The 17,573-nt window shown below is 43.0% G+C and carries 9 protein-coding genes; all 9 read left to right on the top strand.

What is annotated here, in order from left to right; genetic code table 11:
• The first annotated feature begins 20 nt into the window (after positions 1–20).
• The 9 genes from FHX64_RS11440 (at position 21) to FHX64_RS11400 (ending at position 17,560) form a co-directional block, all read left to right on the top strand.
• Positions 21–1,751, top strand: a complete 1,731-nt coding sequence (locus FHX64_RS11440) for a RagB/SusD family nutrient uptake outer membrane protein (RefSeq protein ID WP_183413978.1) — start codon at positions 21–23, stop codon at positions 1,749–1,751.
• 212 nt (positions 1,752–1,963) lie between these two features.
• Positions 1,964–3,442 (top strand): sodium:solute symporter, encoded by a 1,479-nt coding sequence (locus FHX64_RS11435; protein WP_183413977.1) that lies wholly within the window; start codon positions 1,964–1,966, stop codon positions 3,440–3,442.
• Between the two features lie 39 nt (positions 3,443–3,481).
• The gene (locus tag FHX64_RS11430) at positions 3,482–5,965 is read left to right on the top strand and encodes a bifunctional glycoside hydrolase family 9 protein/polysaccharide deacetylase (protein ID WP_183413976.1); all 2,484 of its coding nucleotides are present in this window, start codon (positions 3,482–3,484) and stop codon (positions 5,963–5,965) included.
• Positions 5,966–6,057: 92 nt separating this feature from the next.
• Positions 6,058–7,014, top strand: coding sequence for a C40 family peptidase (locus FHX64_RS11425; protein WP_183413975.1), 957 nt, complete (start codon positions 6,058–6,060; stop codon positions 7,012–7,014).
• 329 nt (positions 7,015–7,343) lie between these two features.
• Positions 7,344–8,489, top strand: a complete 1,146-nt coding sequence (locus FHX64_RS11420) for a dipeptide epimerase (protein ID WP_183413974.1) — start codon at positions 7,344–7,346, stop codon at positions 8,487–8,489.
• 24 nt (positions 8,490–8,513) lie between these two features.
• Complete coding sequence (locus tag FHX64_RS11415; protein ID WP_183413972.1) at positions 8,514–11,555, top strand: golvesin C-terminal-like domain-containing protein; 3,042 nt, start codon at positions 8,514–8,516, stop codon at positions 11,553–11,555.
• A 166-nt stretch (positions 11,556–11,721) separates the two neighbouring features.
• Positions 11,722–13,572 carry a serine hydrolase domain-containing protein gene (locus FHX64_RS11410; protein WP_183413970.1) on the top strand — a complete coding sequence of 617 codons (1,851 nt, stop codon included), beginning with the start codon at positions 11,722–11,724 and terminating at the stop codon, positions 13,570–13,572.
• 223 nt (positions 13,573–13,795) lie between these two features.
• Positions 13,796–14,974 carry an exo-beta-N-acetylmuramidase NamZ family protein gene (locus FHX64_RS11405; RefSeq protein WP_183413969.1) on the top strand — a complete coding sequence of 393 codons (1,179 nt, stop codon included), beginning with the start codon at positions 13,796–13,798 and terminating at the stop codon, positions 14,972–14,974.
• A 51-nt stretch (positions 14,975–15,025) separates the two neighbouring features.
• Positions 15,026–17,560 (top strand): beta-N-acetylhexosaminidase, encoded by a 2,535-nt coding sequence (locus FHX64_RS11400; RefSeq protein ID WP_183413968.1) that lies wholly within the window; start codon positions 15,026–15,028, stop codon positions 17,558–17,560.
• Positions 17,561–17,573: the final 13 nt, after the last annotated feature.

Genomic DNA, 17,573 nt, shown 5'->3' with positions numbered 1-17,573 from the left:
CCCTAATTATTACTATTATTATGAAGCATATAATTAAAAAAATATTTGTTGCGTTGGTTACATTGCTTTTAGTTACCGCATGTAATTCATGGCTTGATAAACCTCCCCTAACGCAATTTACCGATACAAACTATTGGACAAGTGAAAGTAATGTAAAGACTTTCTGTATGGGATTTTATTCTTTGTTTGATGGTTTTGGAACTGGAGCAACTTCGAGTATTAGCTCAAACGGAGGATCTGGAAGTGAATCTGATTTTTATTTTACTACATTTAACGATGATCAGGCAAACAATGCTATTGATATTTTTCCAACGGCTGCACCTGCATCTTCAACGACGTGGAGTACTCCTTATACGTATATTCGTTTAGCTAATTTGTTATTAACCAGAATTAATTCTGTTCCCATTAGTGACGCAGCTAAGAATCATTACCGCGGGATTGCTTATTTCTTTAGAGCAATGGAATATTTTGATTTAGTCCGTCGTTATGGAGATGTGCCTTATATTAACAAATATTTGGATCAGGTTTCTGATACAGCTTTGATATGGGGTACCCGTACTCCGCGTAATACTGTCATGGATAGTGTTTTGAATGACCTAAATAGAGCTGTTGCCTTACTTTATCCGAAATCCGTTGCTGATACTTATACAGGTGCAAATACAGTGAATCAAGATGTAGCTAACGCGTTGAAATCAAGAATTTGTTTATATGAAGGTACGTATAGCAAATATCAACTTGGGGATAACACGAGAGCTACTGAATATTTAAATCAATGTAAAACTGCCTCTGAAGCTGTGATGAGTAGTTCTAACTATGCATTAAATTCAGATTATAGGACAGTTTATAGTTCTCTTGATTTGACGGGAAATAAGGAAACATTATTATATCGTTTGTATATAGATGGCATTGTTACCCATTCAGTGGTAGGGTACTGTAATAGTAGTACTATCATTTCAGGCTTGACAAAAGATGCTGTTGAATCTTTCTTATGCACAGATGGAATGCCAATTGGGTTGTCTCCGCTTTATAAAGGTGACGTTCCTAATCCTACAACACTTTCTATAGGACAAACTACATTGAAGAATCGGGATAAACGTTTGATTGAAAGTGTAGATAGTACTCTCTGCTATATCAGTAAGCCTAATAGCAGTGGTTTTACATCAACTACAGGATATCGGATTTCTCGTTTTGATAATTCTACTTTGACCAAAACAGAGCTTTTGGCACCAAACAATCCAACTGATGCGCCAATATTCTGGTTACCAGAGATTTTGTTAAATGAAGCAGAGGCTTGTGTAGAATTAGGTGATTTTGATCAAACAGTTGCTGATAATACCATTAATAAATTAAGAGCACGTGCGGGAGTCGCTTCCCTAGAAGTGTCGAATATTCCAGATGATCCTAAAAGAGATCCCGATGTATCTCCACTGTTATGGGAAGTACGTCGCGAACGTCGGGTAGAATTAATGATGGATGGATTCCGCTATTGGGATTTACGTCGTTGGGGCAAATTGTCCTATCTAAATCCGTCTGTCAAACCAGATATATTCAAAGGAGCTAAAGCTCCTGCAGGAACTGCTGGTTCTCCTGGTGGTCAAGATGCTTCAGGATATATTTTACCTTATTCGACGACGACTGCTGCCAAGCGTGTGATTACAACCCCGAAAAATTATTTAGATCCAATTCCGACAGGACAATTGAATTTATATCAAAATCTGGGCTATACATTCCCTCAAAATCCGGGATGGTAGTATTCTCTGAACATATTGGTAGTTTATAAGTAGTAAGTACCTTGTAGTATCGATCAATTATTCAGCGGAACAACGGATAATGTTGCTGAAGAGCAATATGAAATTGTTCCGCTGTTTATTTCTGCTCTTTTGTGAAAACCAGGCAGGAATTTCATCTTCCTAAAAAAGGATATTCCGTACCTTTGCGAATATCTGTTTAATAACCTTTTTTTATGTCGTTGGCTTTACTTCTGACCGTTTTTGTCGTTTATACGATTCTATTTTTTATTATTTCCTGGTACACATCCCGGAAGGCTGATAATAGTTCTTATTTTCAGGGAAACCGAAAATCTCCATGGTTTGTGGTGGCTTATGGTATGGTGGGGACTTCTTTATCGGGCGTTACGATGATCTCGGTTCCCGGCAATGTAATGAATCAATCCTTTTTTTATATGCCAATGGTGTTGGGATTTGTAGTGGGATATGTTGTCGTAGCCTTTGTATTATTGCCGCTTTATTACCGCATGAATCTGGTCTCTATCTATTCCTATCTGGAATCCCGGTTTGGATTTTTTACCTATAAAACAGGCGCTTCGTTTTTCTTGCTATCAAGGATTTTGGGTGCTGCCGTACGTATCTATCTGGTTGTTTTTGTACTGCATGGATTGTTGCCTGCAGGAACGATTCCTTTTTGGGTGGTTGCTCTGATTTTTATGGTGCTGATATATCTCTATACATTGAAGGGAGGTGTCAAAACTATTGTTTGGACTGATATGCTGCAAACTACCTTTATGATTCTGGCTGTGATTGTTGCTGTTGTGGTGATTGCAAAACAAATGGGGTGGAATCTGAATGGTATGATTGCTGCCGTGACGTCAAGCCACTACTCTTCCTGGTTTGATTTTAATTGGGATCACAGTACCTATTTTGTTAAGCAGTTTGTTAGCGGCATTTTTGTTACCATCGTGATGACGGGACTGGATCAGGAAATGATGCAGAAAAATCTGAGTTGTAAGACAGTAAAAGACTCTCAGAAAAACATGATGACTACAAGCTTTACCATTGTGATTGTTAATCTTTTGTTTTTGACATTGGGCGCTGTTCTGGCGCTTTATGTGAAGCAACATGGTGGAATGGCGGCAATGGGTATTTCGGCAGTAGATCAGATATTCCCAGCAATAGCTACCTCTTATTTAGGAGTAGTTGCCGGCGTCATCTTTTTAATAGGTCTGGTATCGTCATCATATCCCAGTGCAGGTGGAGCTTTAACCTCGTTAACTACTTCATGGTGTGTTGATTTTGTCGGATTTAACAGACGAACCGATTTGACGGAAAAACGTAAAATAACGATACGGTATCGCACCCATGCGATTTATTCTATTGTTTTCTTTTTGCTTATTCTTGTGTTTTATGTTTTGAATGATGAGGCTGTGATTAATCTTGTTTATCAATTGGCTTCATACACATACGGTCCGTTATTGGGATTTTTCTTTTTTGGGATTTTGACGCGTTATCAGGTGCGTGACCGCTGGATGCCTTTCGTGGCCATTTTGTCACCTGCATTTTGTTTCTTGCTGGATACGTTGAGTAATCTTTTCTTCCATTTTGGTTTTGGATTCACGTTGTTAATTGTCAATGGATTATTTACCTTCATTGGCATGTGGCTTTTGCGTAAACCTGCTATTCAATCGATCAATGCGGTGACAGAATGAGGTTTTTCACACTCTGTCTCCGGTTAATATGCTGTAATAATGAAAAATAGATATTGGCTTATATTATTATTGAGTATTGGGGGCTTGATATTGAACGCCCAGCAATGGATCAGAGTGAATCAAATGGGATATTTGCCGCAAGATATCAAGGTAGCCGTTTGGTTGAGTAAAGAGAATGTACATCCTGATAAGTTTCAGGTTGTGAATGAAATGACAGGCAAGACGGTATATGTTGGCCGGGATATCTCTTGCAAAAAAGCAAAAGAGCCTTTTATAGCTGCTGCACGCCTAAATTTTTCTCCTGTCAAGGAAGCAGGAAGATATTATATTAAAGTTGGGAATGTTGTCTCTCCATCTTTTCTTATTGGAGAAGATGTGTATGATGGGAGCGCTGATTTTCTGCTACGCTATATGCGGGAACAACAGTGTGGATACAATCCTCTTTTGAAGGATTCCTGCCATCGCTATGATGGAGTAGTGATTTATAATCCAAAACATAACGGGGAGACAATACCTGTGTATGGCGGCTGGCATGATGCTTCGGATTATTTGAAATATGTGACTACTTCGGCAAATGCAGTTTTTGAAATGCTGTTTGCTTATCAGCAGAATCCAAAAGCGTTTGCCGATCATTTTGACGCCAATGGTAATCCTCACAGCAACGGCATCCCTGATATTCTGGATGAAGCTAAATGGGGACTGGACTGGCTGGTACGGATGAATCCAGATAGCGATACCTATTATAATCAGGTTGCCGACGACAGAGATCATGCTTCGTTCCGGCTGCCAACGGAAGATTCTGTGGATTATGGCTGGGGAAAAGGAAGGGCGCGTCCCGTATATGGTTGCTTAGGGACACCGGAAGGATTGTATAAATATAAAAATCGGTCGAGAGGATTAGCCTCGACGCTTGGCAAGTATTCTTCAGCATATTCTTTGGGTGCTAAGCTATTGGCTCCTTATTATCCGCAATTCGCCGCTTTGTTGAAACAAAAAGCCGTGTATGCCTATCGAAAAGGGGCGGCAAATCCGGGTGTGTGTCAGACAGCGCCTTGTGTCTCTCCTTATTTTTACGAAGAAGATAACTGGGTAGATGATATGGAATTGGCTGCCGTTCAGCTTTATGATACGAATAAACAACCGGGGTATTTGAAAAACGCTGTCGATTATGGCCGGATGGAACCGGTAACTCCGTGGATGGGAGCTGACTCTGCTCATCACTACCAATGGTATCCTTTTATCAACTTAGGACATTATTTTTTAGCATTACAACAGTCGAATAAACGGACCAGTGCGGAATTTATCCGCAATATGCGTAGCGGGCTTGAACGAATCAGGGACCGTGCAGGAGATGACCCGTTTATCAACGGCATTCCGTTCATCTGGTGCTCTAATAACCTGGTTGTGGCAGCCGTTACTCAATGCCATCTCTACAGACAACTGACGGGAGATACTACTTTTGAGGAGATGGAAATGGCATTGCGTGACTGGTTGTTTGGCTGTAATCCATGGGGGAAATGTATGGTTATCGGGTTACCGGCTGACGGAGATTATCCGAAACATCCTCATTCAGCTTTGTCGGCAGTGTATCATTATCATATTGACGGGGGTCTGGTCGACGGGCCTATTTATGCTCCTATTTTTCATAATCTTAGAGGAGTGCACCTGACATATGCTGATCCTTATGCTGCTTTTCAATCATCCCGGGTTGTGTATCACGACGATTGGGCGGATTACTCGACGAATGAACCGACAATGGATGGAACTGCTTCTTTGTGTTATTACCTCTCTTCCCTTGCAAATCCTGCTGCTCAAAATGCGGATTCGAAATATCGTGTTTTCGAGGGAGGAATTATCCGTGGGGATACGACACAAAAAAATATCACGCTGGTTTTTACAGGGCATGAATTTTATGACGGATATTCAACGATACAGAAAGTATTGAAAAAGAATAATATTCATGGAGCTTTTTTCCTGACCGGTGATTTTTATCGTGCTCATCCTCTTTTAGCAAGACAACTGCAAAAAGATGGCAATTACATGGGAATCCATTCTGATAAACATTTATTGTATGCCGATTGGACGAAACGGGATTCAACTCTGGTAACGCCTGAAGTATTTGAACAAGATATCATGAATAATTACCATGCCATGCAAGAGGCCGGATTAAAAATAGATACACCCTATTATTTTCTACCGGCATATGAATATTATAATACAAAAATCAGTATATGGGCTAAAGAGTTAGGACTGGAGCTGATTGATTTTACTCCCGGCACTACTTCAAATGCCGATTATACGACTCCCGACATGCAATCGTATCGCTCCTCCAGTCAGATTATGAAGAATATACTTGCCTATGAAGGGAAATATTCATTAAATGGCTTTTTATTACTCACCCATTTGGGAACGGATAAACGCCGGACAGATAAATTTTATGATAAACTGGATCAACTTATTACGACGTTACAGCAAAAAGGATATCATTTTGTGCCAATAAATGCCTTATTAGGACATAATTAATATTTTTACAAGGGATCAACATGTAATTGTTTCCGTTCAGGGTTATCAGCATGTGAGTTCCGTATGACATTCAAAAACCAAACGATTACCGTATGAAAAACATTTTTGCCTTGTGTTTGTTGTTAAGCTGGATTATGGCTGCTCATGGTCAACCTGTAGAGTATGCCATTGTTACCCAGTCGGTCATTAATATGCGTCAGAATCCTTCAGTAGCTGCTGAAATGGGAACGCAGGCTTTGATGGGAACTCCGGTTCATATCCTGAAAACAGATCACGGATGGAAACAGTTAATGACGCCTGATGGTTATGTTGCCTGGGCGACATCAGAAAGTGTACAACCTATGTCATTGGATCAATATAAGGAGTGGAATGCTTCCCGAAAAGTGATTGTGACTCATTATTTTACCGTATTGCATTCCGAACCTTCGGAAAATTCTCCTGTCGTTTCAGATGTTGTTTGGGGCGATGTCATACGATTGACCGGAGAACGGGGTGATTATTTCCATCTTTTACTGCCTGACGGGCGGATAGCTTTTTTGCAAAAAAGCTATGCAGTGCCATTTGATCAATGGATTGCTTCGCGCCAGCCAACTGCAGGTAATATTATTGCTACCGCCAAATGTTTTGTCGGTTTCCCATATTTGTGGGGTGGTACATCTATTAAAGGAATGGATTGCAGTGGATTTACCAAAACCTGTTTCTTCCTGAATGGTGTTGTGTTGCGGCGTGATGCATGGCAACAGGCTATGACGGGTGATAGCGTAAATATTTCCAAAGGATTTTCTGAATTGCGTCCCGGCGATTTACTCTTTTTTGGTTCAAAAAAGAATGGAAAACGACATGTATCACATGTGGGACTTTATATCGGAAACGGTGAGTTTATTCACTCATCGGGAATGGTACATATCAGTAGTTTAGCTCCATCATCGCCCAAATATGATGCGTATAATACAAAACGCTTGCTGTGTGCCAGACGGTTGTTGACGCGAATCGACAAGGATTCGGGTATTGTCTCCATAGCGAGGCATCCTTTTTATCTGGCAGAGTAGATTCAATTGACAGTTGAAATAGCAAAATATTTGAAATGAATATTTTATGATAAATCTAACCCATCCCTCTTCGGGCACTTCCCTTCAACACAAGGGAAGTGATAATCTGTCAAGCAAACAAAGACTACCATAGTTGCCGGAAGATAATGTGCAAGTGCTGTCCCCAATGTTAATAACTGAATGACCGAATTACTGAATAACAAAATGCCTTGAAATTAATGAAGTTATAACCTCGAACCCTCGAACTTTCAAACCTTCAATCTGTCGGGCAATGCCTTGTTCTATTGCAATGGGGATATTAAAAAAGACATTCATTAAAAAAAATAGTTATGATTACCAGAAGATCTTTCATTAAATCATCGGCTCTTTTAACAGCCGCATCACTTATAAATCCAACCGCTATGTTTGCACAAAAAGGAAAATCAACCCGGATGGGTGGAAATGGGAAAATGCAACTCACCTTTCGTCCTTTTGATGCGATTTTAAAGCATCCCTTTACCATCTCGGGATACACGCGTACAACTACTCCTATTGTACTTACACAGGTGACTTATGATGGAATTACAGGTTACGGAGAAGCCGCTATGCCTCCGTATTTGGGTGAATCACAGGCTTCTGTCATGGCTTTTTTGCAGAAAGTGAATCTGCAACAGTTTAGTAATCCTTTTGAATTGGATGATATTTTGGCTTATGTCGACGATATTGCTATTAATAATACCGCTGCTAAAGCCTCAGTTGATATTGCATTGCATGATTTGGTCGGAAAGTTGATGGGGCAGCCCTGGCATGCCATTTGGGGTTATACGGCTGCAAAAGCTCCTGTAACTACTTTCACTATTGGTATTGATACTGAAGCGGTAGTAAAACAAAAAACACTTGAAGCGGCTCCGTATAAGGTGCTGAAAGTAAAACTCGGAGTCGATGAGGTGACGGATAAAATGCTGATTAACACTATTCGTTCCGTGACGAATAAACCAATTCGTGTTGACGCCAATCAAGGCTGGAAAGACAAGCATTATGCTTTGAAGATGATCGAATGGTTATCCGAACGTAATGTGGAGTTTGTGGAACAGCCGATGCCAAAACATGATTTGGACGATATGGCATGGCTTACGGAACAAAGTCCGTTGCCTACCATTGCTGACGAATCGTGTCAACGATTGGAGGATATTCCCCGTTTGAAGGATGTTTTTAATGGGATTAATATTAAGTTGATGAAATGCACCGGAATGCGTGAAGCCAATAAAATGATCAGTATGGCCGAAACCTTTGGGATGAAGCTGATGATTGGGTGTATGACGGAGACCTCATGTGCCATATCTGCTGCTGCCCAGTTGGCTCCAAAAATGGATTATGCTGATCTGGATGGAAATTTGTTGTTGGCTAATGATTGTTTTACAGGTATGAAGGTAATTGATGGTAAGATCACCTTAAGTAATCAACCAGGTATTGGGGCAAAACCCTTGAATGTTTAATCCTTTATGACCAATTTTGACATCATGAGAAACCATCGATTTTATATTATTTTATTCTGTTTCCTGTTTACATCCGTTTTCTCTCAGGCTGCTGTCATCTCTGATCATGCTTTGGAGAAAGCGATTTCGGACACGTTGACGTATTTTTTTCAAAAACAGATTGCCGGCAATACTTCTGTCAAAAGTATTGTGCTGGATAAAAAGAAACATACCCTTACCGTGACAATGGATGATAATCTGGCATACTTACCCTTAAAAGAGTCGGAAGCAGATCAGATGTATCAGGCTGTGCAAACACTTTTGCCCGATTCGTTACTTAAATATCATTTGATTATTACGTCAGAAGATCTGCCTATTCAACAGTTGGTTCCCAACCTTTACCGGACTTCCATTCCAAAAGACAAATCGCGCATTTATGCAAATAATAAACGTACTGAGCCTTTAGTAAGGGATCTTTCAAAACCGTTTGTTATTAAAAAAGGATTGGAGGGAAAACATATTGCTATGTGGCAAAGTCACGGGCTTTACTTCAATCAGCAAATGAATCGTTGGCAGTGGCAGCGCGCCCGGTTATTGCAAACGGTAGAAGATTTATATACTCAAAGTTATGTGCTTCCGTATCTTGTGCCGATGCTCGAAAATGCGGGTGCTAATGTGTTGCTTCCCCGGGAACGTGATTATCACCGCACCGAAGTGATTGTCGATAATGATACATCCGACTATCATTCCAGATATATTGAAACAGATGGTAAAGAACACTGGATAACAGGCGACAGTAGCGGTTTTGCCCATCGTCAGGCTTTTTATGTTGACGGACAAAATCCTTTTCGTACTGGAACTTATCGGCAGGTCAAAACTATCAAAAAAGGGAAAGCGAGCTTTGTTGAATGGATTCCCAATATGCCCAAGGCCGGCAAATATGCTGTCTATGTTTCATATAAAACTTTGCCAAAAAGCCCTGATGATGCTCTTTACACCGTATATCACATGGGTGGAAAAACGATGTTCAAGGTTAATCAAAAAATGGGCGGTGGTACCTGGATTTTTCTGGGATTCTTCCGTTTTGCTAAAGGAATGTCAGATCAATGTAAGATCACTCTTTCTAATATTAGCCATAAAAAAGGAGCTATTGTTACTGCCGATGCTGTGAAAATTGGAGGTGGCATGGGGAATATTGCCCGCATTCCTAATCCTATGGGAGATATGACTGAAAACAAGAAAAGTTCTGATACAACCAGAACTGAACATTTGATTAACCCATTACCAATTCATTATACGCTACAAACAAGCGGTTATCCCCGCTATACAGAAGGTGCTCGTTATTGGTTGCAATGGGCAGGTATGCCGGATAGTGTCTATAATAAAAGTGAAGGTAAAAATGACTATACCGACGATTATCAGAGTCGGGGGTTTTGGGTTAATTATTTAGCCGGTGGATCGCAGGTTTTGCCAAAAGTGAAAGGATTGCATATTCCCATTGACCTTGCTTTGGCTTTTCATTCGGATGCAGGTACGACAATGAATGATTCTATTATCGGGACATTGGGAATCTATATGACGCATATTAATGATGCCAAATTTGTCGACGGAGAATCACGGTGGGCATCCCGTGATCTGGTCGAACTGGTGATGGATCAGGTGGTGCATGATATTCGTCGTGCATATGAACCCAAATGGACCCGCCGTGCTATGTGGGATCGTTCTTACAGTGAAGCTCGTGTTCCTGAAGTACCAACAATGTTGCTCGAATTGCTTGCGCATCAGAATTTTGCGGATATGCGCTATGGCCTCGATCCTCGTTTCCGGTTCACGGTAAGCCGGGCTATTTATAAAGGAATGTTGAAATTCATCGCAGGTCAGTATGATTATCCTTATGTGGTAGAACCGCTTCCGGTATCCGATTTCAGCGCTCAGTTTGCCGGACAAAATCAAGTATTACTAAAATGGAAGGCTGTGGATGATTCGTTGGAAGCTACGGCAGTGCCGAAACATTATGTGGTTTATACACGTATCGGGCACAGTGGTTTTAATAACGGGCAATTGATAAATGATACTGTTTGCACATTGGAGATTCCCTCCGATTCTATTTGCAGTTTCAAAGTGACGGCGGTTAATGATGGGGGAGAAAGCTTCCCATCCGAAATACTTTCGGTGTGCCGTAAATCAGATTCAAAATGCACTGTGATGATTGTCAATGGATTTTATCGCCTTAGTGCACCTGCGAGTTTCGAAACAAAAGATAGCCTTGCCGGTTTTCTGGATGGTGTCGATCATGGCGTTCCCGATCATGTGCAATATAATTACGTGGGAAGCATGTATGAATTCCGTCGTCAAATTCCATGGACAAGCGATGACTCTCCCGGTTTTGGAGCTAGCAATGCAAATTATGAGACCAAAGTCATTGCAGGCAATACGTTTGATTATCCTTTTGTACATGGGGAAGCGATTGCTCATGCGGGTTATTCATTTGTTTCCTGCAGCCAAGCTTCTGTTTGTAACCGGGAAGTATCCCTGAATGAATATCCGGTGGTGGATTTGATTTTGGGGAAAGAAAAAGAAACTGTCATGGGCAGGGGAGCACGACCTGCAGCATTTAAAGTATTCCCAAAAACGCTGCAAAATGCAATTACCGGTTATTGTCAATCAGGAGGTAAAATCTTTATCTCCGGTGCCTATGTGGGAACGGATCTCTGGGACAATCCAAACGCAACGGATGCTGACCGGAAGTGGGCTGAAGATGTGTTGAAGTTTAAATGGGTGAACGATTGCGGCGCCGTTGACGGAAAGTTTGAGGCTACTCCTTCTCCTTTTGCATTCTCGGGTCATTACTCCTATTACAATAAACTCAACAGGCTTTCGTATGCAGTTGAACAACCCAATGCCATTGATCCTGCCGGGAAGGATGTGTTCACTATTTTCCGTTATTCGGCCAATAGAACCGGAGCCGGTGTCGCTTACAAAGGATCTTACAGAACCTGCATCCTGGGTGTTCCTTTTGAAACGATACTACCTGCAGAACGAAATAACATGATGCAGCAAATCATGGATTTTTTCAATGAGAAATAAAAATAATTTTCCTCATAATCGGGTTTTAGGGTTCTTGTAAAATTTTGATTTTATTGTACTTATTGCATTATAAACAAATGAAACAAGCATGAAAGATAGTTACCTCCATGAATATAATGATGTTGACATGCAAGTTTCATACGTCATTTAAAAAAGCGTTTATCCTATGAAAAATCTTTCTCTTTTATTACTGTTCCTGTTTGCAAATCTTCTTGTTGTAAGGGCAGAGCAACCAACACTTAATCAGTTGTCGTTTGCTGAAGAGCATCTTACATTGCTTCGAAATGCGGATAACTTGATCCCGCTTCGTACCCTGGACAGCGCTCGTATTGTCTCCATATCTATTGGTGCAACTGCCGGGAATGAATTCAATGGCATGATGCGTCGCTACATGACATTTGAAAAAGCAGCATTTGACCCCGAATCAAAAGATTCCGTTAATCACTTGCTTTCCAATGCTACACTATGTGTCGTTTCAGTGTTTAAATCACAACTGACACCTGAAGAAACGACTTGGATCAACTCGCTTTCTACTGATAAATATCCGGTTGTATTGGTTTCATTCGTCGCTCCCCAGCAATGGATGACGAAATTACCCGTCACCTCCTGGATCGAAGCGTATGATGGTCAGGTGGCATCGCAACAGATGGCTGCCCAGTTGATCTTCGGTGGGATCAGTGCACAGGGACACTTGCCATTTAAGCTCGGAAAATTCCATAAAGGATTCGGGTTAACCACCCCGCCGGCTATACGATTGAAATATACATTGCCGGAAGAAGTTGGTATCAATGGCGCTTTGTTGAATCACACCATCGATTCACTCGTGAATGATGCCATTGCGCAACAGGCATTTCCTGGCTGTGTGATATTAGTCGCCCGGGATGGAAAGGTGGTTTTCAACAAAGCATATGGCTTTCATACCTATTTTACTTCAGAAGTAAATCATTATCCGAACGATCCTCTGAATCGGCGGGAAAACATATATGATTTGTTCGATTTGGCTTCGTTGACTAAAATCATGGCAGGAGCTCCGGCCTATTTGAAGCTGGTTGATGAAGGTAAAATTAATCTGAATGAGAAGTTCAGCCACTATTTCCCTCCGTTTCGGGGAACTAATAAAGAGAATATTACTGTACAAGAGTTGTTGTGCCATGTAGGTGGGTTACAGCCCTATTATCCGTTTTACAAGTTGATGGTAAATCCTGACGGAACGCTTAAACCTTCTTTTATTCGCTCTGACTCTTCTGCTGCATTCCCGATCAGGATCAGTCCGACGCTTTTTATCCGGAAGGATATTGCAACATGGGTGTACGATTCTATTGCCCATTCTCCATTACTGAAATCGAATGGCAAGCTTCATTATGTATATTCCGATTGGCCTTTCGTGGTTACCCCGCCTGTGGTTGAAGCTATTGTACACGAACCTTTTGAGAAATACCTGCAACAGACATTCTATTTCCCTTTGGGAGCCACCGAAATTATGTATAATCCATGGAGGAGGGTGCCTTTGTCTCGCGTTGTTCCTACCGAACAGGATACTTTCTTTCGGCAAACATTGTTGCATGGATTTGTGCATGACGAAACATCAGCCATTCTTGGCGGACATTCTGCTAATGCAGGCTTATTTGCCAATGCCAATGACCTGGCGAAATTGTTGCAACTCTATTTGCAAAAAGGAGTTTACGGCGGTAAGCGCTACTTCAGTGAGGCTACGTTCGACCTGTTTAATTCGACTCCTTATGCTGCCGAAGGCATTTATCGCGGTATCTGTTTTGAAAAACCCGACATGAAAGATGGCAAAGTTGTGGGAACTTCGTACTTGTCAACGAAAGTAAGCCCACAAAGTTTTGGACATACCGGATATACAGGCACCATGTTCTGGATCGATCCGAAATATAACCTGGTTTATATTTTCCTTTCAAATCATGTTTATCCGACACGAAACAATGATAAGATGTTTACCACCCGAATCCGGGCCAAAGTGCAAACTGCCATATATGATGCAATAAATAAGTAGATAGTAGTTGGGAGACAGTAGGTAGCTGGAATCTGAAGATCACAAGTTAAGGAAGTTATAACCACACTCAATCCGTCAATCGTTTGCCCTTCAATTTCTACCATCTATTAAGACTGTTTATTCTTTAATTTCCTTACGCCTGATTTTATTTTAACTTTTGTCGTTTATTATTCTGATAAAACCTCATATAGATAAATTATAAACACATGAAAATGATTAACCTATGAATAAGACCATTCTTTTTATCGTGATTTGCTTTGCATTTCTGACTTCTGCACAGGCTCAGAAATCGCAAAGAATTGTAGTGGGAGCCGAACGTATCAACATGTATCTGCCGATCTTGCAAGGGAAGCGGGTCGCTGTGTTGACAAACCAAACGGGACGTATTGGCAATGAAAACATTGTTGATTTCCTACATAACAAAGGAGTAAATATTGTAACGATTTTCTCTCCCGAACATGGATTCCGGGGCAAGGCTGATGCGGGCGAGAAAGTTGGCAATTCCATCGATGCTCAAACCGGAATTCCTATCCATTCCCTTTATGGTGGCACAGCGGGTAAAATGATGGATTCTGTGATGCAATCAATTGATATTGTATTGTTTGATCTGCAGGATGTGGGTTTGCGTTACTATACCTATCTGACCACTATGGTTCATGTGATGAACGCTTGCGCTGTTCACCATGTGAAGATGATTGTACTGGATCGTCCCAATCCCAATGGCTTTTATGTTGATGGACCTGTTTTGGATATGAAATACAAATCGGGTGTTGGATCTGTACCGGTTCCTGTGGTTCACGGCATGACATTAGGAGAACTGGCGCGTATGATAAATGGGGAGAAATGGCTTACTAACGGGGTACAATGTGATTTAACGGTGATCCCTTGCCTCCATTATACTCATGCTATGCACTATCAGCTACCTGTTAAACCATCGCCGAACTTACCCAATATGCGCTCTGTCTATCTCTATCCTTCTCTTTGTTATTTTGAAGCAACTCCCGTAAGCGTTGGGCGGGGCACTGATGCGCCTTTCCAACAGTTTGGAAATCCCAGGATGAAAGGGTATTCCTATTCGTTTACACCACGAAGTATGCCTGGAGCTACAAATCCTCCCTGCGCGAACCAGTGTTGCTATGGGGTTGATTTACAGAAAACGCCGGCGGACAATGTATTGTTTAAAAATGGGATTGATCTGACTTACCTGATCAAAGCATACCGGAATCTCAATATGGGAGATGATTTTTTTTCTCCGTTCTTTGAACGATTGATCGGTGTGGGATATGTACGACAGATGATTGAAGCAGGGGCAAGCGCTTCGGCAATCAAGGCCCGCTGGAAGAGTGATGATAAAAAATTTGAGCAGGAACGTCGTCCCTATTTATTATATCCGGAACGTTAATCTAATATACATCTAAAGGATCATTAATGAATTATGAATAAGAGATTTAGTATGAATCAGTTATATATAATGATCATTGCTGTATTTTGTACGGTGGATGTAGTTGGGCAGCAGGCGGTTGCATTGATACCCCGTCCGGTTCAGGTGCAGGAGCTACAGGGCAGTTTTGAGTTAACGGGGTCGACAGCTATAGTAGCCGGGCGATCGGAGAAAGAGCTAGGGGAGTATTTAAGAGATAAGCTGCATTCCTCTACGGGTTATAACCTGAAGGTTCGGGCGGCAGAAGGAGAGACCAACCACATTGTTTTACAGATAGATCCGGGGCTTACCCTGCCTTCGGAAGGCTACCGGTTGACGGTAGGCAAGCAAGGAGCCACCATTACGGGCAAAGACCGCGGGGGAGTGTTTAATGGCATCCAGACGCTGTTGCAACTGTTGCCACCCCAGGTATATGCCGACACGCTGGCGCGGGGTATTGCCTGGAAGATGCCCAGTGTTACCATAACCGACTATCCCCGTTTCCGTTACCGCGGTATGATGCTGGATGTCTCCCGCCAGTTTTTTGATGTACCGGAGGTAGAGCAATATATCGACTGGCTGTCGATGCATAAGATCAACCGTTTCCACTGGCACCTGACAGATGACCAGGGCTGGCGCATCCAGATCAAACATTATCCGCGTCTGACCAGTGTAGGGGCATGGCGCGGGCCTAAGGAGCAGTTGCCTCCGGCATACGGTTCCGGAGATAAGCGCTATGGAGGATATTATACACAAAAACAGATCCGGGCAGTGGTCCGTTATGCCGCACAGCGCAATGTGGAAATCATTCCTGAGATTGATATTCCGGGGCACAGCCGTGCAGTAGCAGTGTCCTATCCCCAAATCCTGTGCAAGCCCGATACGGCCTTCCTAGAGAAAGGTTCACGCGCTACAGCTAACTGGGACTGGCGCGATCCCAACGTATGGTGTGTGGGAAACGAGCAAAACTATAAAATGCTAAAAGTGATCCTTAAGGAAGTCGCTTCCTTTTTCCCCTCCAAATACATCCATATCGGGGGAGACGAAGTCAATCCGTATTACTGGGATCACTGTACGCGGTGCCGGGCCTTGATGAAGAAGGAACACATGACCAACGCGATGGAACTGCAACACTATTTTATGCAACGGGTGGAAGGCATCCTGCACTCTCTGGGCAAAAGGATGGCCGGCTGGGATGAGATCATGGACGGAGGGAAGCTGGATAGCACTACGGCAGTGTATGCCTGGCGTTCGACGGCCAAGGCCTCGGAGGCAGCCATGAGCCATTACCCCACGGTATTGATGATGGGAAGCTATTTCTATTTTGATATGGCCCAATCGGTAAATGACCGGGGCCATGACTGGGCCGGCATTGTATCTCTAAAGAAGGTATACTCGTTTAATCCGTTGGAAAATAACCTGTTTCCCGATGCTTCGTTTCATTATGTAAAAGGCGTACAGGGGGCACTGTGGTCGGAACTATTGAACAAGCCACCCCGCTTTATGGAATACCAGTCCTATCCCCGTATCGCAGCGCTCGCAGAAATCGGGTGGACGCCCCAGGGCGAGAGGAATTGGGGAGATTTCTATACCCGCCTGACCCACACCCATTTTGAGCGGATGAAATACATGAATATCGCTTTCCGAGTACCCCCACCGGAAGTATGGTACCGCTCGGGTTATGTCACCGTTGTGCCACCCTATCCGGGGGCAGAGGTCCGCTATACAACCGATGGGAGTATCCCCACCGTAGCATCACCCATATACCGGGATTCCATTGCCACCCGTTTCCCGGATTCAGTACAATGCCGGACATTTTACAGCGCCTCGCTGGCCAGCATCCCACTCAAGCCCGTACGGGTGGCTGCCGGGGAATGGACGATGGAGCCAGCCACCGGTATGACCCAGCAAGCCTGGAATATCAATCCCGTCTTCGACCAGGCAGGCAGTTGGGATATTGCCTTTACCCCGGATACCCTGGACAACACCTTTTCGGTGAAACAGGTAGAATTGCTGGAGAATGGCATTACCATATCCTCAGCCCGTTTGGGAAATATTACGAAGGGGAGCTGGCGCTATCGCCTGGTTGTCCCGGCCTATGACGCCACGAAACAATATACGCTTCGGGCAGAGATGCAAAGCAGCAAAGCCTCAACAGGAAAGGTCAGCATGCAACGCCTGCCTTACCTGACCCCGGAAACAGGTATTATCGTCAATATGCCGCTGATGCAACACAATGCCCTGCCATTGACGGATTATGACTTCAGCACAACCGTTTCGTGCATGCCCAATGCCAGGGCAGGCGATAACCTGACCTTTGTATTTGCCTCGCCGCTGGTATGCAAAACCATCACCTCGGTCACAGGCATGCCGATGCTGGGCCTGTTCCCGATTCAGCACGGACACCTGGAACTGTCGTATGACGGGACACATTTTGAGTATGCTGTTCCTTATACGGATGGTACAGCATCCGTATCCCCGGCCCATGCGGTAAAAGCCGTGCGCATTGTCATAGACGCCCCGACGGACGCCCCGATGATGGTGATCCAGGATCTGCGGATTGAATAATGGGATGTATGCA

This window comes from Microbacter margulisiae, assembly GCF_014192515.1.
Lineage (GTDB): Bacteria > Bacteroidota > Bacteroidia > Bacteroidales > Paludibacteraceae > Microbacter > Microbacter margulisiae.
The sequence above is the reverse complement of the archived record's forward strand: the minus strand, read 5'-3'. Positions and strand labels throughout refer to the sequence as shown.

Bases quoted from the DNA above. Each gene is read 5' to 3' on its own strand.
- FHX64_RS11440 (WP_183413978.1), top strand. From the start codon at position 21: ATGAAGCATATAATTAAAAAAATATTTGTTGCGTTGGTTACATTGCTT.
- FHX64_RS11435 (WP_183413977.1), top strand. From the start codon at position 1,964: ATGTCGTTGGCTTTACTTCTGACCGTTTTTGTCGTTTATACGATTCTA.
- FHX64_RS11430 (WP_183413976.1), top strand. From the start codon at position 3,482: ATGAAAAATAGATATTGGCTTATATTATTATTGAGTATTGGGGGCTTG.
- FHX64_RS11425 (WP_183413975.1), top strand. From the start codon at position 6,058: ATGAAAAACATTTTTGCCTTGTGTTTGTTGTTAAGCTGGATTATGGCT.
- FHX64_RS11420 (WP_183413974.1), top strand. From the start codon at position 7,344: ATGATTACCAGAAGATCTTTCATTAAATCATCGGCTCTTTTAACAGCC.
- FHX64_RS11415 (WP_183413972.1), top strand. From the start codon at position 8,514: ATGAGAAACCATCGATTTTATATTATTTTATTCTGTTTCCTGTTTACA.
- FHX64_RS11410 (WP_183413970.1), top strand. From the start codon at position 11,722: ATGAAAAATCTTTCTCTTTTATTACTGTTCCTGTTTGCAAATCTTCTT.
- FHX64_RS11405 (WP_183413969.1), top strand. From the start codon at position 13,796: ATGAATAAGACCATTCTTTTTATCGTGATTTGCTTTGCATTTCTGACT.
- FHX64_RS11400 (WP_183413968.1), top strand. From the start codon at position 15,026: ATGAATCAGTTATATATAATGATCATTGCTGTATTTTGTACGGTGGAT.